Below are 17,719 nucleotides of genomic sequence, written 5' to 3'. Positions count from 1 at the left end.
GGCGACTGAGCTACGTCTCTCCGGGGGCGAGGGCGGGAACGATACGCGAGGGATTCACCGAGAAGGCCCGCCGCATCGCGTCCTCGGAGACGTCGAGTGTCAGGATCTCCATCACGCCGACGCTCGGGTGCGCTTCGGGGGCGCCGCTGCCGAAGAGGACCCGGTCGGGGTGCTCTAAGAGCGCCTGTTCGAGGATCCCGCGGAACCTGACGTTTCGAGTGTCGAGATACAGGCTGTCGTGCTCGTCGAGGAGGTCGATCGCCGCGACCATCAGGTCGCGGTCGAGCGGGTAGCCGCCGAAACTGGAGAGGACGACGGGGAACTCCCACTCCAGAAGCGTCTCGGCCACCGCCGACGGTGGAAACGCCTGTCCCCCCTCGACGACGACCGGGAGCCCGACGTCAGCTAACTGCGCGAGCGTCTCCTCGTCCGGGAGGCCGTCCGTGGCCGGATCGAGCGTGAACCCGTAGAATCGGTCGTCGTACGCGTACTGCTCGATATCGTCAGGACTGGCGTGGTGGGGCTCCCGCGAGGCCGTGAGGTTGCGCAGCCGCGCCGACGCGCGGGACCCGGGGGCGCGCGGACCGTCGATTCGGGCGAACGCGAGGAACGGGCGGTCGACGCTCAACCGGGCGACGGCGTTGTTGGCCCGCAGGTAGCCGCCGCCGGCCGGGTTCGTGCCCGGAGACGGCGAGACAACTGCTCTGACGACGCCCGCCTGGTGCAGCTCCCGTTCGAGCGCCTCCGGCGTCGTCTCACGGCCTCGGCTCGCGACGACCTCCTCTCCGCTCGGGTCTAAGCGCGCGTGGAGGTCCACGACCCTGAACCCGTGGTTCAACTCCAGCATCGTCGGTCACTGGCACGGCGACGCAAATAGTAGTAGCGTTTGTAGCGGCGGTACCCACGTTTGTAGCGGCGGTACCCCACCCGAGTCCGAACGCCCGTCCGACGTTCCCATACAGAATGTGGTAGGTGGGTAGAGTTCGTACGAGTTCCGCTACCGCCGTCGGGTGGCGTTTAGCTCCTCATACCGCCCGTTATAGGCGTCTTACGCCGCAACCACATCCGAAACGTATTTATAGAACTGCTTACCTCAATACTCGTGAGGTTCCATAACTATGTCGACACGTATGCAGCCACTGTACGTCCTCTCCAGCGATAGCGACCGAACGCGCGGCCGCGACGCCCGAGACTCGAACATCCGGGCGGGCAAAGCCGTCGCGAGCGCGGTCCGAACCACGCTCGGTCCGCGAGGGATGGACAAGATGCTCGTCGACTCCTCCGGGGACGTCGTCATCACCAACGACGGGGCGACGATCCTCGAGGAGATGGACATCGAGCACCCCGCCGCGCAGATGATCGTGGAGGTCGCACAGACCCAAGAGGAGAGCGTCGGCGATGGGACCACGACGGCGGCGGTGCTGACGGGCGAGCTTCTGATCCACGCCGAGGACCTCCTCGACGACGACCTCCACCCGACGGTCGTGGTCGAGGGATACAACGAGGCCGCCCAGCTCGCGCAGGAAGCGATCGACGAGCGGGTGCTCGACGTCGACCTCGACGACGACGTGCTCGCCGCGGTCGCGGAGTCGTCGATGACGGGCAAGGGCACCGGCGACGTCACCGCCGACGTGCTGGCGGACCTCGTCGTGCGCGCGGTCCGCGCGGTCCGCGACGGAAGCGGTCAGTTCGACGACGACGTCCGCGTGCTCACGCAGACCGGCGCGTCGTCGTCGTCGACCGAACTGGTCGAGGGCGTCGTCGTCGACAAAGAGCGCGTCCGCGACGGGATGCCGCGGAGCGTCGAAGACGCCACCGTCGCCATCGTGAACACGAAACTGGACGTGCGCGAGGGCGAGGCCGACACGGAGTACACCATCTCCTCTGTCGAACAGCTCGAGGCGGCCATCGACGCCGAGGAGTCGGAGCTCCGCGGCTACGCTGAGGCGCTCGCGGACGCCGGCGTCGACGTCGTCTTCTGTACGAAGTCGATCGCCGACCGCGTCGCCGATCACCTCGAGCGGGCGGGCGTCCTCGCCTTCGAGAGCGTGAAGTCCTCCGACGCGCAAGCGCTCGCCCGAGCGACGGGAGCGAAACAGCTCGGCGACGTGAACGACCTCGAGGCGGAGGACTTCGGCCACGCCGACCGCATCGCGACGCGGACGTTCGGCGACGAGGAGCTCACCTTCGTCGAGGGCGGCGACGCCGCCGAGACCGTGACGATCCTGCTCCGCGGCGGCACCGAGCACGTCGTCGACGAACTGGAGCGCGCGATCAACGACGCCGTCGACGTGACGGTCGCCGCGATCGACGCCGGCGGCGTCGTCCCCGGCGCGGGCGCGACCGAGATCGCGATCGCCGAGCACATCCGCTCGGCCGCCGCCAGCATCGAGGGGCGCAAGCAGCTCGCCGCCGAGGCGTTCGCCGACGCGGTCGAGGCGCTCCCGCGGACGCTCGCGACGAACGCCGGGATGGACCCGATCGACGCCGTCGTGAAGCTCCGCTCGACGTACGACCGCGAGGGCGTCGCCGGCATCATCTCCGAGGGCCGCTCCGGCGCGGTGGGCGACCCGATCGAGGCGAAAATCTTCGACCCCGCGGCGGTCAAGCGCGACGCCGTCACCTCCGCGACCGAGGCCGCGACGATGATCGTCCGCATCGACGACGTCATCGCCGCGAACTGACCACAGAGACGCCCTTTTTGGCTACGTTCGATCGGCTGCGTTCCGGGCCGACGACACCGAGACCACCACGTCGTCGCCGGGCGCGAGTCCGAACGACTCGTCGCCGCGGCCCCGATTGACGTCGCACTCGACGTAGCCGTGGCTCCCGACGGTCACGAGTCTCGCTCCCTCGTCGACTGCCGCGAACGCCCGCGCGACCGCCGCGGACTCGCCGTTCACCGCGACCGTCTCGCCCTCGCGGCCGTCGAGGTACGACCCCGGGACATTCGTGATCACGTTCCCGAAGTCGTCGACGACGAGCACCTCGCCGCGGGCCTCGTCGGCGGAGACCTCGGCGTCCGGGAACCGACAGCCGACGACCGCGTCGGGCGCGCCGTCGACAGCGAATGACTCGACCGGAGAGAGCGAGTCGACCGATTCGAGCGCGTCGACGCCGGCCTCGTGGACGGCGGCCGCCGCGGGCGCGAACACGTCGCGGCCGTGGAACGTCGACGAGTCGGGGTCGTCGTACGCGTAGGAGAAGCACTCGATACGAGCCCCGGTTCCCGATTCGGCCGCGATGCGCCGCGCGGCCGGCAGCAACACGCCGTTATCGGGGCCGACGAGCGCGTGCTCGCCGGCGCGGACGACGATCGCGTCCCGATCGGTCCCGACACCGGGGTCGACGACGACGAGATGCACCGCGGGCGGGAAGTACGGAAGCGTCTCGCGGCACCAGAACGCGCCCGCGCGGACGTCCTGTCTGGGGAAGTCGTGAGCGACGTCCACGAGTCGGGCGTCTGTTCGCCGGAGCAAGACGCCCTTCATCGCGGCCGGGTACGGCGATCCGAAGTCGGAAGCGAGCGTGATCATTCGGGGTCGCTGGCGGCGTCGCCGTTCGAGTCGGTGTCGCTGACGCGCTGGATGCGCTCGATGCCGCCGACCTCCTCGACGACGTCGACGACGGGGTCCGGGACCAGGCTCCGCCAGTCGCCGCCGCGGATCATCCGTGAGCGCAGCTCCGCGCCCTCGAGGACGTCTCGGTTGAACATCGGCGACTGCCTGACGTCGACGCCCGCCTCAGAGAACAGCTGTATGACGAGCGGATTGTTCGAGTACGCCACCTCGAACGCCGGCGACATACTCTGGACGTGGCTCACCCACACGGAGTTCCGGTCGAGGTCCTCGATCGGGACCGCGTAGGTGGTGACATCGAGATCCGCGACCGACTTCGTCACCATCATCACGCGCTCGCCGGCGGTGAAGGGGTTCCGAGGGCTGTGTGAGTCCCCCGCCGATCCGATTCCGAGGACGAGTTCGTCGACCTCGCCCGCGATCTCCTCGACCATCCGGTGGTGCCCGTTGTGATAGGGCTGGAACCGGCCGATGTAGAACCCCCGCATACGTCGGTTCTGGGACCGAGAGTTTATAAATACCCCGAGACACCACAGAGCGCCTAATCAGGGCATAGAGTGCCACAGAACGCCCGTATCGGAGTAGTAGGTGCGGCGCACGCGAGGAGAAAGTATATCAGTCGCCCGACCCTCCATACTGGTAGCGAAGTATTCTATGAGTAACGATACGGAAGCCGACGAGAACGCCCCCGAGGAGGGGAGCGGCGTCGCCGACGAGGCGCCCGACTCGCCGCCGTCCGACCGGGAACGCAGAGGCGCCGGTGGGGGCTCGGAGGAACCGGTCGACCGAGCGGGCGGTCCCGACGGGCAGGACCGCCGGGAGGGGAGACAGAACGGGCACTCCGTCTCCGAGGACCGAGACGGGAACGGCCGGAGCGCGATCGCCGAGAGAGACGTCGACGGCGAGTCCGACGTCGTCGGTGACGGTGAATTCGATCACTCCGAGGAAGGCGCAGACGGACCCGACGAGGGCGTCGAGGGAACGATCGACGACCTCGGCAGCGACGTGACGGTCGACGCCGAGGTCGCAGACGACGTCGACGAGGACGACCTCCTCGGCGGACTCAGAATCGACACCACCGAGGAGATCAACGTCCCTGACCGGCTCGTTGATCAGGTCATCGGGCAGGAGCACGCCCGCGACGTGGTGATGAAGGCCGCCAAGCAGCGCCGACACGTGATGATGATCGGCTCGCCCGGGACGGGCAAGTCGATGCTCGCGAAGGCGATGTCGGAGCTCCTGCCGCCCGAGGAGCTGCAGGACGTGCTCGTCTACCACAACCCCGACGACGGCAACAACCCCAAGGTTCGGACCGTACCCGCCGGGAAGGGCGAGCAGATCGTCGAGGCCCACAAAGAGGAGGCGCGAAAGCGCAATCAGATGCGCTCGTTCCTCATGTGGATCATCATCGCGATCGTCATCGGCTACTCCTTCATCATCGCCGGGCAGATCCTGCTCGGGATCCTCGCGGCCGGGGTCATCTACCTCGCGTTCCGCTACGGCTCCCGCGGCGGCGACGCGATGGTGCCGAACCTCATCGTGAACAACGCCGACACGACGACCGCGCCGTTCGAGGACTCGACCGGTGCGCACGCCGGCGCGCTGCTCGGCGACGTCCGCCACGACCCGTTCCAGTCCGGCGGGATGGAGACGCCGAGCCACGACCGCGTCGAGCCCGGCGCGATCCACAAGGCGAACAAGGGCGTGCTGTTCATCGACGAGATCAACACGCTCGACATCCGCAGCCAGCAGCACCTGATGACGGCGATCCAGGAGGGCGAGTTCTCGATCACCGGCCAGTCCGAGCGCTCCTCGGGCGCGATGGTCCAGACCGAGCCCGTCCCGACGGACTTCATCATGATCGCCGCGGGGAACCTCGACGCGATGGAGAACATGCACCCCGCGCTGCGCTCGCGGATCAAGGGCTACGGGTACGAGGTGTACATGGACGACACCATCGAGGACACCCCCGAGATGCGCCGCAAGTACGCCCGCTTCGTGGCCCAAGAGGTCGCGAAGGACGGCCGCCTGCCGGAGTACACCGCCGAGGCGATCGAGGAGGTCATCCTCGAAGCTCGGCGCCGCGCCGGACGGAAGGGGCACCTCACCCTCAAGCTCCGGAACCTCGGCGGGCTGGTCCGCGTCGCGGGCGACATCGCCCGCTCGGCGGACGCCGAGTTCGTCACGCGCGATCACGTGCTGCAGGCGAAGGGCCGCAGCCGCTCGATCGAACAGCAGCTCGCCGACGACTACATCGAGCGCCGGAAGGACTACGAGTTACAGGTCTCGGAGGGCTACGAGGTCGGCCGCGTCAACGGGCTCGCCGTGATGGGCGAGGACTCGGGTATCATGCTCCCCGTGATGGCTGAAGTCACGCCCTCGCAGGGGCCCGGCGAAGTGATCGCCACTGGGCAACTGAAGGAGATGGCCCAAGAGGCCGTCTCGAACGTCTCGGCGATCATCAAGAAGTTCTCTGACGAGAACATCTCCGAGAAGGACATCCACATCCAGTTCGTCCAGACCGGTGGGCAGGGCGTCGACGGCGACTCCGCCTCCATCACGGTCGCGACTGCGGTCATCTCCGCGCTCGAGGACATGGGCGTCGACCAGTCGCTCGCGATGACGGGCAGCCTCTCGGTCCGCGGCGACGTCCTCCCGGTCGGCGGCGTCACGCACAAGATCGAGGCCGCCGCGAAGTCCGGTTGCACCCGGGTCATCATCCCCGCGGCGAACATGCAGGACGTGATGATCGAAGAGGAGTACGAGGAGATGGTCGAGATCATCCCGGTCAGCCACATCAGCGAGGTGCTCGACATCGCACTCGAAGGCGAGCCCGAGAAGGACTCGCTCGTCGACCGCCTCAAGAGCATCACCGGCTCGGCGCTCTCGCAGGGAGAGGCCGTCTCCGGGCCCTCCAGCCCGAGCCCGCAGTAACGCGGATGCCCCAGTGGGCGACGTTCGCGGGGTTCGCGTTCGTCGTCACCGCGGGCCTGCTTTTACTCGCGCACGCGACGCGCGGCGTTATCGACGGGGATACCGACGGCTTCGACGGAGGAGCCGATGGCTCTGCGCCTGCGCCCGCCTCCGACACCGAAGTCGGCGACGCCCCCGACGACGGCGGCGAGCCGACGACGGAGACGGTCACGCTCCCGAGATCCGGAACCGAGTGCCGGGTGACCGACGCCCGGACGGACCGTCAGCCCGACGGTCCCGCGGACACCGGGGCGACCGACGCCACGTCGGCGGAACCGAACCTCTCGACCGCGTCGCTCTTGGCGAACGTCGCCGTCTCGCAGGGGCTCTTCGGCGCGCTGCTCTTGGCGGGCGCGTGGTACGCGGAGATCCCCGCGTGGGCCTTCGGCGCCGACCCGAGCGCCGTCGGCGGCCGCGCGGTGGCGCTCGGTGTCGGTCTCGGGGTCGCCCTCTACGCCGCGAACGAAGCGGGAGCCGCGGCCGGCGCGCGGTTCGGCCTCGGCGAGGGCGAACGGCTCCGGAGCGCGCTCGCGCCCGGTACCCGGCTGGGCTGGGCCGCGCTCCTGCTCGTCGTGCTCCCGGTGATCGCCGGCTTCGAGGAGGTCCTCTTCCGCGGCGCGCTCGTCGGCGTCGTCGCGGCCGGGTACGACGTGTCGCCGTGGGTACTGGCGATCGTCTCCTCGGGGGCGTTCGCGCTCGGCCACGGCGCGCAGGGTCGGCTCGGCGTGGTCGTGACCGGGACGCTGGGCTTCGTGCTCGCCGCGGCGTTCATCGTCACAGAGAGCCTGCTCGTCGTCGTCGTGGCCCACTACCTCGTGAACGCCCTCGAGTTCGTCGTTCACGAGGGACTTGGCGTCGAGTGGACCGGGGGCGCCGGGTGAGACGGCGCTCGGACCAACGCAACGGCTTTTGTCACTCCGGCGCACCGGGTCGGTATGGAACCCCGCTCCCGGACGGTGCTGCAGTCGGTGCTCATCGGATACCTCGTGCTTCTCGTCGCGTCGATACTCACCGAAAATCCCCTGCTGACAACCGCCGCGGACCTCGGGTTCGCCGCGGTCGCGGGCTACTTCGGGTACGCCGTCTACGCGAACCGGTCCCCGTCCGACGACGCCCGACTCGTCGCGGTCACGGCCGCCGCGCTCGTGCTCGCCGGCGTCACACAGCTTCTGGCGCTCCTGCCCGGGCTCGGTGTCGCCGAACTGGCGTCTACGGCGTTCTTCGTCGTCGGCTTCGTCGGCTACTTCCTCCTGCGGCGGGGGTCGAGTCGGCGGCGCGGCTGACGCGGGGCGCCCCGAAGTCAGTCCGGCGCGGCGTCAGTCCGATTCGATCGCCCGGAGCCGCGCCGCGACCGACGCCGCCGCGCCGCCGGGCGCGTCGCGGACGCGGTGGTCCGGAACGAAGAGCGGGACGGGGTTCGCCGCCAGCGCGCTCCGAGCCGTTTCGACGTCGGCCGACTCCTCGGGGTCGAGGCCTGCCATCCGAACCACGCGCTCGAGCGACACCGTCTCGCCGTGGGGGACGTTCCGAACGGCCTCTAGGACGCGGCGCTCGGTCGTCCCGACCGTCAGCGCCACCTCGACGTCATCGAAGTGGTCCGGCTCGCCGGCGAGGTACGCGAAGACGCGGTCCAAGAGCGGGTGGTCGGACTCGGCGTCGTCGGGGATCTCCGCCGGGAACGACACGCCGACGACGCGGCCGCTCGCGACCCCGATCTCGACCGCTCGGTCCAGCCTGTCCGACTCGCGGGCGAAGACGCCGACGTCCATAGGCGGGCTTGCGCGCTCTCGACCTTGAATCTTCGCGGTGCGAGCCGACAGAGGGCGGACACCTGCGACCTCCGGCCGATCGTCCAGCGACCGTCTGTTCAGCGACCGATCGTTCCCTGACGGGTGATCGGCGCGTCGGGGTCGACGCAGAAGGCGACGAGGACGCTGTCTTCGTCGGCAGTCACGCCGGCGTCGCCCTCCCCGGTCACCAGCGCGCTCTCGGTGTATCCGACTTCCGCGGTCTCGCCCTCGGTCGGTACGCCGTCCGCACTCGCGGCGCTGCCCCGGACGGTCACCGACCCCTCGAACACGTAGAGATAGGTGTCCCAATCGGGCCGCGACGGCAGCGCGGCGCGCTCGCCGGAGGCGAGCCGACAGTCGTAGAGATCGACGCGGTTGCGGACGTAACACGGCGCGTCACCCTCCGCCGGCCCGAAGAGGTGTCTCCACGCGTTGGGTTCCGCGTCGGGGAGCCGCTCGTGCTGGATCTCCGGCTCCAAATCGAGGCTGTGCGGGCGGACGAAGATCTGAAGCATCCGCAGCGGGGGGTCGTCCTCGCGGGTCTCCTCGGCGTGCCAGAAACCGCTGCCGGCGTTCATCACGAGCAGGTGCTCGGCGTCGGTGACGAGCGCGTTGCCCCGCCGGTCGTCGTGGCGCATCACGCCCGCGGGCACCCACGAGACGATCTCCTCGTTTCGGTGCTGGTGCATCCGGATCAGCGTGCCCGGATCCATGAACGACTCGACGACGGTCGCCAGCGGACCGTAACCGTGGTCGTCGCGGGCAGGGAGCGCCCGGCCGGGGAAGTTGAAGTGGATCCTGAACGATCCTTGGTCCTGCGAGACGTCCGTCCGCGGTGCCGTGTGAATGTGGGGGTGCGCTCGGGACGCTGCTGAGTCGTCCATCGACGGCGGGTAGGCCGCCGAGAGTGATAGGCCCACGGGTCGACGGAGCCGCCGGCGACGCGCAAGCCTTATGTGCAAAAGAGTCCGTTAATGAACATAGATGAACGCCAGTGAGGACAAACTTGCGCCGGAGGTGCGGTCGATACTCTCGGCGGCGCGCGAGCGTCCCGGCGGTGACGAGCGCGTCGACGTCGACGCGCGATCGTTCCCCGAGGCAGTCGCGGCGACGGAGGCGGCGGGACGCGTCCCGGTCATCGCGGAGGTCAAGCCGACGAGTCCGACGACCGAGGGCGAGCGGACCGACGACCCCGTCTCGCTCGCCCGCGAGATGATCGCCGGCGGCGCGACGGCGCTATCGGTGCTGACCGAACCCGAGCACTTCGGCGGGTCGCTCGCGAACCTCCGCCGCGTCCGCGAGGCCGTCGACGTGCCGGTGCTCCGGAAGGACTTCGTCGTTCGGGAGTCACAGCTCGACGCGGTCGAGTCGGACCTGCTCTTACTCATCGCGCGTTTCCTCGACGAGGACGGCACCGACTCGCTCCCGACGCTGTACGAGGCGGCGCGCGATCGGGGCTTTCAGCCGCTCGTAGAGGTACACACCCGCGGGGAACTGGATCGGGCCCTGGACGTCGGCGCCGAGATCATCGGCGTCAACAACCGCGATCTGGGCCGACTCGAAGTCGACCTCGGCACCTTCGAACGCCTCGCTCCGCACGTGCCCGACGACGTGACCCTGCTCGCGGAGAGTGGCGTGACGACGACGGCCGACGCCCGGCGGATGCGCGCCGCCGGCGCGGACGCGCTTCTTATCGGGACGGCGATTATGGACGGCGACGTGCAGACGAACACCGAACGGCTCACGGGGATCGACGCCGAAGCGGTGAGCAGAGCGGGAACCGAGACGGAAACGACGAGTACAGCGACCACAGAAGCGACTGACACGACCACGGACGCAGACACACGATGACACAGCAATACGCGGACGGGAAGTTCGGCGAGTACGGCGGTCAGTACGTACCGGAGGCGTTGATGCCGGCGATCGAGGAGCTGACGGACGCCTACGAGCGCTACGTGCTGGAGAACGAGGACGGCTTCATGGACGAGTTCCGCGCGCGGCTTCGGGACTTCGGCGGGCGGCCGACGCCGACGCAGTACGCCGAGCGGCTCTCCGAACGGTACGGCCGCGACGTCTACCTGAAGCGCGAGGACCTGGTCCACGGCGGCGCGCACAAGCTCAACAACGCGCTCGGACAGGTCCTCCTCGCGAAGTACATGGGCAAAGAGCGCATCGTCGCCGAGACGGGCGCGGGCCAGCACGGCACCGCGACGGCGATGGCGGCCGCGCACCTAGACATGCCCTGCGAAGTCTACATGGGCGAGCGCGACATCAACCGGCAGCGCCCCAACGTCTTCCGGATGCGGCTCAACGGTTCAGCGGTGAATCCGGTCACAACCGGGCGCGGCACCCTGAAGGAGGCCATCTCCGAGACGATGCGCGACTGGGCGACGAACGTCGAGGACACCCACTACGTCATCGGCTCGGTCGTCGGGCCGCACCCGTTCCCCGCGATGGTCCGGGACTTTCAGGCCGTGATCTCCGAGGAGGCGCGCCGGCAGCTGCGCGAGAAGACCGGCGGCCTTCCGGACTCCGTCCTCGCGTGCGCGGGCGGCGGCTCGAACACGATGGGGGCGTTCGCGCACTTCGTCGACAGCGCGGAACCGCGTTCCGCGGGAGAATCGAGCGGCGATGAGCCGCGAGAGCGCGACGTCGACCTCTACGCCGTCGAGGCCGGCGGATCGAGCCTCGACGTCGACGAAGAGGCGGGCGTCGCGCCCAACTCCGCGTCGCTGTCGACCGGCGAGGAGGGCGTGCTCCACGGCGCGCGGACGAAGCTTCTCCAAGACGGCGACGGCCAGATTATGGAGAGCCACAGCGTCTCGGCCGGCCTCGACTACGCCGGCGTCGGTCCCGAGCTGGCCCAGCTCGTCGACGAGGGGCGAGTGAACGCGGTCAACGTCGGCGACGACGGGGCGCTGGAGGCGTTCCACCGGCTCTCACAGCTGGAAGGCATCATCCCGGCGCTCGAATCCGCCCACGCGCTGGGCTACCTCGAAGCGCACTACGAGGACCTCGGCGACGTCGTCCTCGTGAACGTCTCCGGCCGCGGCGACAAGGACCTCGAAACGGTGATCGAGGAGACCGAAGCGCGGGACATCGAGGCGGCACCGTCGCTGTCGGAGTTCTCGGGGGGGATCTGAGATGGCGGAGTCGACCGGATCCGGAGACGCCGGCGCGTCGGACCTCGAAGCGGCCTTCGCGGGCGGGCCGGCGTTCGTCCCCTACCTCGCCGCCGGCGACCCCGACTACGAGTCGTCGCTCGAATACGTCGAGGCGCTCGAACGCGGCGGCGCCGACGTCATCGAACTCGGCCTCCCCTTCTCGGAACCGATCGCGGAGGGCCCGACGATCCAGAGCGCGGTCGTCAGAGCGCTCGAAGGGGGGATGACCCCCGAGCGGTTCTTCGAGTTCGTCGAGGACCTCGCGGTCGACGTGCCGCTGGTCTGTATGACCTATTACAACCTCATCTACCAGTACGGCGACGACTCCGGCCCGCGCCCCTTCGTCGAGCGCGCCGCCGAGGTCGGCCTCTCCGGCTTCGTCGTTCCCGACCTCCCCGCCGAGGAGGCCGACCCGCTCCGGGAGGCCTGCGACGAGTTCGGGCTGGACCTCGTCTTCATCGTCGCGCCGACGACGCGGGGCGAGCGGCTCGATCGGATTATGTCGCGGGTCTCGGGGTACGTCTACGTGCAGGCCCGGCTGGGCGTCACCGGCGCGCAGGACGACGTCTCCGGACAGACCGAGGCGAGCCTCGAACGGCTCGCGGGATACGACGTGCCGAAGGCGGTCGGGTTCGGCATCAAGACCGGCGAGCACGCCGAGCGGATCGTCGCCGGGGGCGCAGACGGGATCATCGTCGGCAGCGCGCTCGTCGACATAGTGGCTGGCGGCGTCGAATCCGAGGACTCCGCAGACGAGGTCGCCGCGCGACTGGAGGAGAAGGCCCGAGAACTGAAAGCTGGCGCGCGTCGCGGATACGAACAACGCGTGCCCCAAGCGGAAGGCAAATAACCGACGGTTGCCACAGGATCACACACGATGGACGCAGGACTCTCGGCACGGCTCGATCGCATCTCCACAGGGGGGCGATACCTCGTCGTGCCAATGGACCACGGCATCACACTCGGTCCCGTGAAGGGACTCGTCGACCTCGAATCGACCGTCGACGCGATCACGCGCGGCGGCGCGGACGCCGTCCTCACCCAGAAGGGCGTCGCCCCGCGCGTCCACCCGAACAAGAACGGCAAGGGGTACATCGTCCACCTCAACGGCTCGACGTCGATCGGCCCCGACTCCAACGACAAGCGCCGGACCGGGTCCGTCGAGGAAGCGCTCCGCGCCGGCGCGGACGCGGTCTCCTTTCACATCAACGTCGGCAGCGACCACGAGCCCGGTCAGCTGACCGAGCTCGGCGACCTGACCGAGAAGGCCCACCGGCTCGGGATCCCCGTCCTCGCGATGAGCTACGCGCGCGGCCCCGGCGTCGACGAACACGACGCGGAGAGTCTGGCGCACGCCGTCCGAATCGCCGAGGAACTCGGCGCTGACGTGGTGAAGACCGCCTACTCCGGCGACGCCGACTCCTTCGAGCGGGTGTGTGCGGCGACCCGCCGCCCGGTCGTCATCGCCGGCGGCAGCCGCGGCACCGACCGCGAGACGGTGGCGATGGTCCGCGGGGCGATGGACGCCGGCGCGGCCGGCGTCTCGATGGGCCGGTCGATCTTCCAGCACGACGACCCCGAGGCGATCACGCGCGCGGTCAGCGCGATCATCCACGACGACGCCGACGTCGACACCGCGGTCGAGGCGGCCGGGATCGGTATCGAAGCGTAACGCCGCGAGGGCGCTGGCTCAGCGCGATCGCCGCAGTACCGCCGAAGCGGCGCGCGCTCAGTGCGGACGCGTGCACAGCGCCCCTACATCGTCTTTTCTCTCGTCGAAGCCCGCGCGTTTATCATCGTGGCGAGTCAACGCGCAGGTATGCCAGCCACGCTCGAAGTTCGATGCGTCAGCGACGAGTGCGAACTCGACATGTTCGAGCTCCACTACACGTACGATATGCCGGACAGCGTCGGCGTCGCCGACTTCGTCTGCCCGTACTGCCGCGAGAGCGACACGCTGGAGGCGATCGAGCTATGACCGGGTCCGAGCGGGCGCTCGGCGGCCGGGGGCCGGTCCGCGGTCTGGGCGATCCCGGCCGACTGCGCGAACTGGGCGAGTCGATCGCCGAGGACGCCCTCGAGCGCGTCGGGCGGGGCGTCGCCCGCGTGCAGGAGCGAACCCCGCTGCCGTACGACCTGCTGGAGAGCGAGGACGCCTACCTCGTCGTCTTCGACGCGCCCGGCGTCAGGGGAAAGGACGTGCACGTGCGCTTCGCCGACGGTGTCGTGCGCGTCACGGTCGACCGCTTCCGCGACTTCCGCGAGGGGTTCGAGATGCGCTTTCCGGGCCGCGGGCTCTCCCTCGACGGGGCGGCGCCACTGCCTGAGGGCGCGGCCGTCGATCCAGAGGGCGCCACTGCGACGGTGACCGAAGAGGGGACACTGGAGGTCCGCGTGCCGAAGCGGGAACGCGGCGTCGACGGCGCCTAGCGCTCCCGAGTCACACCGGCAGTTCGGCGTCGGGGCCGACCACGCGGTCGGGCTCTTCGGGGACGTTCCAGTCGGTGGTGAGTTCGAGCAGTTGGACGAGCATCACGCCTGTCGCGCCCCAGACCGTGTAGTCGCGGACGTGGAAGAAGTGGATGCGGCGGGCGTCGTACTCGGGGTGCTCGCGCAGCTCCGACTCGTAGTTCTCCGGCGCGGTGAGATCCGACACCGCGAGCGCGACGACCTCGGCCACCTCGCGTTCGTCGGGGTCGTACGCCCGGTCGGGGACGCGCGCGACGAACGGTCGCACGGAGTAGTCCGTCACCGTCCGGATGTCGTCGAGTCGACCGACGACGGTCGCCTCCGGCGGTCGCAACCCGATTTCCTCGTCGGCCTCGCGGAGGGCGGTCGCTTCCAGACCGCCGTCCTCGGGCTCGCGCGATCCGCCGGGGAAGCTCATCTGTCCGGGATGCTCGCCGAGGTGTTCCGCGCGCTTCGTGAACAGGACGTGGTCCTCCCCGTCCCGGCGGAGAACCGGGGCGAGGACCGCGGCCTGCCGGCCCGCGTCGTCGACGACCGTCGGCGCGTGCGCCGTCACCCGCGAGAGATCCATACTCGAAGCGGTGTACGACCCGAGGGGGCTTATACTGTCGGCTGAAGATTCGTGAAGGATTCGGCGCACGGCCGCGCTTCGCTCACGCGTCCTCGAGCGCGCCGGCGAGCCGCTCGCGGACGCCGTCGACGTCGACGGTGTCGGACCACACGTCGACGTCGTAGGTCACGTCGAAAAGCGCCTGCATCGATGCCTCGTCGCCCGCTTCGATGGCGTTCGCGGCGTCCTCTCGGAGCCGTTCGGCCACCGCCTGCCCGGCCGCCGAACGGTCGACACGCCGCGTCGGAACGTCGAGGATGTGGGGGAGGTCCTCCGCGTTCGCCGGGAGCGTCGGGAACGCCGTCGGCCCCGGGACCAGAAGATCGCGGTCCGCTTTCGCGTCCGTCTGCCCGCCGGTATCTTTCGCGTCTGTCTGTCCCCCGGTCCCGTATCGGACGAGCGCGTACGCCGACACCGCGCCGTCGACGGCCGCTTCGACCTCGTCTCCGTCGATCTCGACGCCCCGCTTGAAGGCCAATTCCTCGAGTGCGCGTTCGAGGTCCTCGAGCGTGAGGCCGCCAAAGAGGTCGACGATGCCGGCCAGTTCGTCCGGCGTGAGGCCGGCGGCCGAGGGGGACTCGCCGTCTGCCGCGCCGTCGGTCGCACCGTCGGTTTCGCCGGCGGTCAGGCCGTCGGTCGCACCGCCCGGTTCGTCCTCAGTCATCGTCGCCACCCCGCACGTCGGCGGTCGCGGCGTCGATAGCGGACTCGACGTCCGCGGCCGCGGCGGCTTCGATCGCCGCCGGTGAGAGCGGCGCGTTCTCCCACGCCGGGAGTCGGTCGTCGGGCGCGGTCGGTTCCCTGATCGCCGCCGCGTAGCGATCTACCTGCGCGCGCTCGTGGCCCCGGTCGAAGTCGAGCCCGTTGAACGACGCGTCGAGCGCGTACTGGTCGACAAGCGACCGCGCCGTCTCTCGATACCGCTCGACGAGCGTCCCGAAGTCGACGTCGATACCGCGTTCGAGAACGCTCCGCAGGAGCGTCTCGCCGACGGCTCGGCTCATCTCCGAGAGGCCGGTCGTGCCGTCGACCGGGCGGTGATCGTGCTCGTAGGTGCCGAGGTCGACCTGCGCGGTCCCGTCGAAGCCGGCGGCGGCGAACGCGTCGCCGAGCGTGCCGACTTCGAGGCCCCAGCCCCTCGGCACGCGGATCCGCCGCGCCGTCTCGGCGGTGGCGGCGAACTCGCCGGCGAGGGCGTAGCGGAACGAGTCCAGATACCGGAGGTACGGGCCGGGGTTCGAATCGACGAGGGCCCTGACGAGCGGGACGTAAAAGAGGCGGAAGAGGCGGCCGTAGAGGCGGTTCTCCTCGACGCGGGCGTAGTACCCCTTCGAGAAGTCGTACCCCCGAGAGAGCGGAAACAGCAGCCGGCGGACGAACGACTCGCCGTAGGTCGTCGTGTCGGCGTCGTGGACGACGACGAACGCCTCGTCGGTCGCACAGCCGAGCCCCAACCAGACGTCGCGTCCCTTCCCGCGACCGCCGTCGAGTCCGGCGTCCGCCAGCAGGCCGGCCACGCGGGGGCCGTCACACCACAGGAGATCCAATCGGAGATCGTACGTCGAGAGCCACTCGCGGATCGGCCCGACGCGGGCCGCGGGTGCGCGCAGCGGGACGACGACGCGTGCGGGGTTCAGCCGTTCGAGCGTCGAGAACACCCGATCTGCGGCGTCGGTCCGGTGCTCGCGCTCCGCCATCGGCACGACGACCGCCGTTCGGTCCGTCGGGGCCGACGGGAGCGGACCCGAGAGGTCGTGGAGCGTCGTCACCCGCGATTGCACGTACTCCATCGGCGTCCCCTCCGGTCGGGACGAGCAAAAGTTCGGGGGTTCCGGGCCGGTGGGACCGGCGGACCGAACAGGCCGGTATGCCCCGAACGAACGAGCGCTCGGAGACCACAGCCCGGGGGGTTCACTCCGGCAGCCGACCGCCGCGCTGTAAGACGAGCAGTCCGGCGACGACGACGCCGAGCCCCAGGGCGAACTGCGTGAAGATCGCGTCGTAGGCGAGCCCGCCCTCACGAAGCGCCCCGACGATCGAAGATCCCGTCGCCTGAACGGCCATCATCCCGCCGGAGAACCACGCGTACACGCTGGCTCGGGAGTCGTCGGGGAGCGTATCGAGCAGGTACGTGTCGACCGCCGGAAACAGGCTGTGGACGACGTATCCGATCACCGCCGTGAGTAGGATGACGGGGATCAGCCCCGAGGTGACGGTCAACGCGAGCACACACACGGTGAACGAACCAATGATCGCCAGAATGTACGGAACGCGCGGCAGTCGGTCCGCGAGCCGGCTGGAGACGAAGAAGGCCGGAACGCCGGCGGCGAAGATCACCGTCAGGAGGTTCTTCGCCGTCGTCTCGTCGATCCCTTTGGTCAACAAGTAGAGCTCGTAGAAGTTGAACAGCCCCTGCCAGACGAACCCCGTCGCGCCCACGACGACGACACCGAGGAGGACGACTCGCCACTCCGCGCGGATCGCGCCGAACAGGTCCCGGTCTGCGGTTCCGGCGTCCGGGAGCGCGGCGGCCCGCGCGGCGTAATACAGCGCGACCGTGGCGGCGGCGGCGACGACGGCGATGCAGACGAAGACGACTCGCCAGTCGGCGAACAGCAGCAGCACCAGCGTGACGAGCGGCGCGGCAACGACGGCGGCGAGCTGGCTCGACATCCCGTGGATGCCGATCGCCCGGCCGACGCGCTCGGGGTAGAGCTCGCTGACGAGCGGGTTCGCGGCCACGAAGTAGACGCCCGAGGAGAGCCCCATCAGGAGCGCGCCGAAGCCGACCATCGACACCGAAGTGGCCGTCGACGTGAACGCCGCCGCAACGGTGAGTACCGCGCCGGTGGCGAGCACCACTCGGCGACGCGGGACACGCGTGAGGAGCCACCCCGTCGGGACGCGGGGGAGCGCGCTCCCGAGCCACGCGAGCGTCGCGATGAGGCCCGCGGTTCCCTCGCCGATCTGAAACACCGCGATGAACTCCCGCAGGAGGGGCGCGAAGACGACCCTCGCGAGACTGACGAGGAAGATCATCGAACAGAGCGAGCCGAAGAGACGGCGGCGGGACACGGCCGCCCTTCGCCGGCGTCGACTTCAATAGTTGCGGTCCCGACGCGTTGCGGTCCCGAC

The 17,719-nt window shown here is 69.6% G+C and carries 18 protein-coding genes and 1 pseudogene; 10 read left to right on the top strand and 9 right to left on the bottom strand.

The annotated features are described in order from the left end of the window. Positions 1-10 precede the first annotated feature (10 nt). Positions 11-847, bottom strand: a complete 837-nt coding sequence (locus ACT3HL_RS02630; protein WP_445085240.1) for an amidohydrolase family protein — start codon at positions 845-847, stop codon at positions 11-13. Positions 848-1,118: 271 nt separating this feature from the next. Here ACT3HL_RS02630 and thsA point away from each other — a divergent pair, with 271 nt between their 5' ends. Then, positions 1,119-2,684, top strand: a complete 1,566-nt coding sequence (gene thsA / locus ACT3HL_RS02625) for a thermosome subunit alpha (RefSeq protein ID WP_445085239.1) — start codon at positions 1,119-1,121, stop codon at positions 2,682-2,684. A gap of 21 nt (positions 2,685-2,705) precedes the next feature. Here thsA and ACT3HL_RS02620 read toward each other — a convergent pair whose 3' ends face one another. Together ACT3HL_RS02620 and ACT3HL_RS02615 are read right to left on the bottom strand one after the other, a co-directional pair. Further along, positions 2,706-3,536, bottom strand: coding sequence for an SAM-dependent chlorinase/fluorinase (locus tag ACT3HL_RS02620; protein WP_445085238.1), 831 nt, complete (start codon positions 3,534-3,536; stop codon positions 2,706-2,708). Next, complete coding sequence (locus ACT3HL_RS02615; RefSeq protein ID WP_445085237.1) at positions 3,533-4,066, bottom strand: nicotinamide-nucleotide adenylyltransferase; 534 nt, start codon at positions 4,064-4,066, stop codon at positions 3,533-3,535. Before ACT3HL_RS02615 ends, ACT3HL_RS02620 begins: the two co-directional genes overlap by 4 nt. A gap of 166 nt (positions 4,067-4,232) precedes the next feature. On the opposite strand from ACT3HL_RS02615, the gene lonB reads away from it, so the two are divergent. The 3 genes from lonB to ACT3HL_RS02600 are packed head-to-tail and all read left to right on the top strand — an operon-like array spanning position 4,233 to position 7,834. Continuing rightward, positions 4,233-6,512, top strand: coding sequence for an ATP-dependent protease LonB (lonB, locus tag ACT3HL_RS02610; protein ID WP_445085236.1), 2,280 nt, complete (start codon positions 4,233-4,235; stop codon positions 6,510-6,512). A 5-nt stretch (positions 6,513-6,517) separates the two neighbouring features. Beyond that, positions 6,518-7,432 (top strand): CPBP family glutamic-type intramembrane protease, encoded by a 915-nt coding sequence (locus ACT3HL_RS02605; RefSeq protein ID WP_445085235.1) that lies wholly within the window; start codon positions 6,518-6,520, stop codon positions 7,430-7,432. A 54-nt stretch (positions 7,433-7,486) separates the two neighbouring features. After that, entirely contained in the window at positions 7,487-7,834 is a 348-nt protein-coding gene (locus ACT3HL_RS02600; RefSeq protein WP_445085234.1) for a hypothetical protein, read from the top strand. 33 nt (positions 7,835-7,867) lie between these two features. On the opposite strand, the gene ACT3HL_RS02595 is transcribed toward ACT3HL_RS02600, so the two are convergent. Continuing rightward, the gene (locus ACT3HL_RS02595) at positions 7,868-8,320 is read right to left on the bottom strand and encodes an MGMT family protein (RefSeq protein WP_445085233.1); all 453 of its coding nucleotides are present in this window, start codon (positions 8,318-8,320) and stop codon (positions 7,868-7,870) included. A gap of 98 nt (positions 8,321-8,418) precedes the next feature. Then, complete coding sequence (locus ACT3HL_RS02590) at positions 8,419-9,225, bottom strand: pirin family protein (RefSeq protein ID WP_445085232.1); 807 nt, start codon at positions 9,223-9,225, stop codon at positions 8,419-8,421. A 100-nt stretch (positions 9,226-9,325) separates the two neighbouring features. Between ACT3HL_RS02590 and trpC the strand changes: the two genes are divergently transcribed. From trpC to ACT3HL_RS02560, 6 genes and pseudogenes are all read left to right on the top strand, one after another. Further along, positions 9,326-10,192, top strand: a complete 867-nt coding sequence (gene trpC, locus ACT3HL_RS02585; RefSeq protein ID WP_445085231.1) for an indole-3-glycerol phosphate synthase — start codon at positions 9,326-9,328, stop codon at positions 10,190-10,192. Then, positions 10,189-11,484: a tryptophan synthase subunit beta gene (gene trpB / locus ACT3HL_RS02580; RefSeq protein WP_445085230.1), complete on the top strand. Its 1,296-nt coding sequence runs from the start codon at positions 10,189-10,191 to the stop codon at positions 11,482-11,484. Before trpC ends, trpB begins: the two co-directional genes overlap by 4 nt. A 1-nt stretch (position 11,485) precedes the next feature. Next, positions 11,486-12,355 (top strand): tryptophan synthase subunit alpha, encoded by an 870-nt coding sequence (trpA, locus tag ACT3HL_RS02575; protein ID WP_445085229.1) that lies wholly within the window; start codon positions 11,486-11,488, stop codon positions 12,353-12,355. A gap of 27 nt (positions 12,356-12,382) precedes the next feature. After that, the gene (locus ACT3HL_RS02570) at positions 12,383-13,177 is read left to right on the top strand and encodes a 2-amino-3,7-dideoxy-D-threo-hept-6-ulosonate synthase (RefSeq protein ID WP_445085228.1); all 795 of its coding nucleotides are present in this window, start codon (positions 12,383-12,385) and stop codon (positions 13,175-13,177) included. Positions 13,178-13,324: 147 nt separating this feature from the next. Beyond that, positions 13,325-13,483: a DUF7559 family protein gene (locus ACT3HL_RS02565; RefSeq protein ID WP_445085227.1), complete on the top strand. Its 159-nt coding sequence runs from the start codon at positions 13,325-13,327 to the stop codon at positions 13,481-13,483. A gap of 44 nt (positions 13,484-13,527) precedes the next feature. Further along, positions 13,528-13,926 (top strand): annotated as a pseudogene (locus ACT3HL_RS02560) (Hsp20/alpha crystallin family protein); the annotation flags it as partial. A 19-nt stretch (positions 13,927-13,945) separates the two neighbouring features. Here the strand turns inward: ACT3HL_RS02560 and ACT3HL_RS02555 are convergent. The 4 genes from ACT3HL_RS02555 to ACT3HL_RS02540 form a co-directional block, all read right to left on the bottom strand. Further along, on the bottom strand, positions 13,946-14,545 hold the full coding sequence (locus tag ACT3HL_RS02555; RefSeq protein ID WP_445085226.1) for an NUDIX domain-containing protein: 600 nt from the start codon (positions 14,543-14,545) through the stop codon (positions 13,946-13,948). A gap of 82 nt (positions 14,546-14,627) precedes the next feature. Then, positions 14,628-15,248 (bottom strand): DUF7109 family protein, encoded by a 621-nt coding sequence (locus ACT3HL_RS02550; protein ID WP_445085225.1) that lies wholly within the window; start codon positions 15,246-15,248, stop codon positions 14,628-14,630. Further along, on the bottom strand, positions 15,241-16,374 hold the full coding sequence (locus ACT3HL_RS02545; protein ID WP_445085224.1) for a glycosyl transferase family 2: 1,134 nt from the start codon (positions 16,372-16,374) through the stop codon (positions 15,241-15,243). The genes ACT3HL_RS02550 and ACT3HL_RS02545 overlap by 8 nt, the downstream gene beginning before the upstream one ends. 121 nt (positions 16,375-16,495) lie before the next feature. Next, positions 16,496-17,623, bottom strand: coding sequence for an MFS transporter (locus ACT3HL_RS02540; protein ID WP_445085285.1), 1,128 nt, complete (start codon positions 17,621-17,623; stop codon positions 16,496-16,498). Between the last annotated feature and the right edge of the window lie 96 nt (positions 17,624-17,719).

The sequence above is a fragment of the Halobellus sp. GM3 genome (assembly GCF_052545375.1).
Note: the sequence above shows the minus strand (reverse complement) of the source record. Positions and strands in the feature narration are given on the sequence as shown.

Excerpts from the sequence above, each read along its gene's own strand:
- ACT3HL_RS02630 (WP_445085240.1), bottom strand. The coding sequence starts at position 847 with ATGCTGGAGTTGAACCACGGGTTCAGGGTCGTGGACCTCCACGCGCGC.
- thsA (WP_445085239.1), top strand. The coding sequence starts at position 1,119 with ATGTCGACACGTATGCAGCCACTGTACGTCCTCTCCAGCGATAGCGAC.
- ACT3HL_RS02620 (WP_445085238.1), bottom strand. The coding sequence starts at position 3,536 with ATGATCACGCTCGCTTCCGACTTCGGATCGCCGTACCCGGCCGCGATG.
- ACT3HL_RS02615 (WP_445085237.1), bottom strand. The coding sequence starts at position 4,066 with ATGCGGGGGTTCTACATCGGCCGGTTCCAGCCCTATCACAACGGGCAC.
- lonB (WP_445085236.1), top strand. The coding sequence starts at position 4,233 with ATGAGTAACGATACGGAAGCCGACGAGAACGCCCCCGAGGAGGGGAGC.
- ACT3HL_RS02605 (WP_445085235.1), top strand. The coding sequence starts at position 6,518 with ATGCCCCAGTGGGCGACGTTCGCGGGGTTCGCGTTCGTCGTCACCGCG.
- ACT3HL_RS02600 (WP_445085234.1), top strand. The coding sequence starts at position 7,487 with ATGGAACCCCGCTCCCGGACGGTGCTGCAGTCGGTGCTCATCGGATAC.
- ACT3HL_RS02595 (WP_445085233.1), bottom strand. The coding sequence starts at position 8,320 with ATGGACGTCGGCGTCTTCGCCCGCGAGTCGGACAGGCTGGACCGAGCG.
- ACT3HL_RS02590 (WP_445085232.1), bottom strand. The coding sequence starts at position 9,225 with ATGGACGACTCAGCAGCGTCCCGAGCGCACCCCCACATTCACACGGCA.
- trpC (WP_445085231.1), top strand. The coding sequence starts at position 9,326 with ATGAACGCCAGTGAGGACAAACTTGCGCCGGAGGTGCGGTCGATACTC.
- trpB (WP_445085230.1), top strand. The coding sequence starts at position 10,189 with ATGACACAGCAATACGCGGACGGGAAGTTCGGCGAGTACGGCGGTCAG.
- trpA (WP_445085229.1), top strand. The coding sequence starts at position 11,486 with ATGGCGGAGTCGACCGGATCCGGAGACGCCGGCGCGTCGGACCTCGAA.
- ACT3HL_RS02570 (WP_445085228.1), top strand. The coding sequence starts at position 12,383 with ATGGACGCAGGACTCTCGGCACGGCTCGATCGCATCTCCACAGGGGGG.
- ACT3HL_RS02565 (WP_445085227.1), top strand. The coding sequence starts at position 13,325 with ATGCCAGCCACGCTCGAAGTTCGATGCGTCAGCGACGAGTGCGAACTC.
- ACT3HL_RS02555 (WP_445085226.1), bottom strand. The coding sequence starts at position 14,545 with ATGGATCTCTCGCGGGTGACGGCGCACGCGCCGACGGTCGTCGACGAC.
- ACT3HL_RS02550 (WP_445085225.1), bottom strand. The coding sequence starts at position 15,248 with ATGACTGAGGACGAACCGGGCGGTGCGACCGACGGCCTGACCGCCGGC.
- ACT3HL_RS02545 (WP_445085224.1), bottom strand. The coding sequence starts at position 16,374 with ATGGAGTACGTGCAATCGCGGGTGACGACGCTCCACGACCTCTCGGGT.
- ACT3HL_RS02540 (WP_445085285.1), bottom strand. The coding sequence starts at position 17,623 with ATGATCTTCCTCGTCAGTCTCGCGAGGGTCGTCTTCGCGCCCCTCCTG.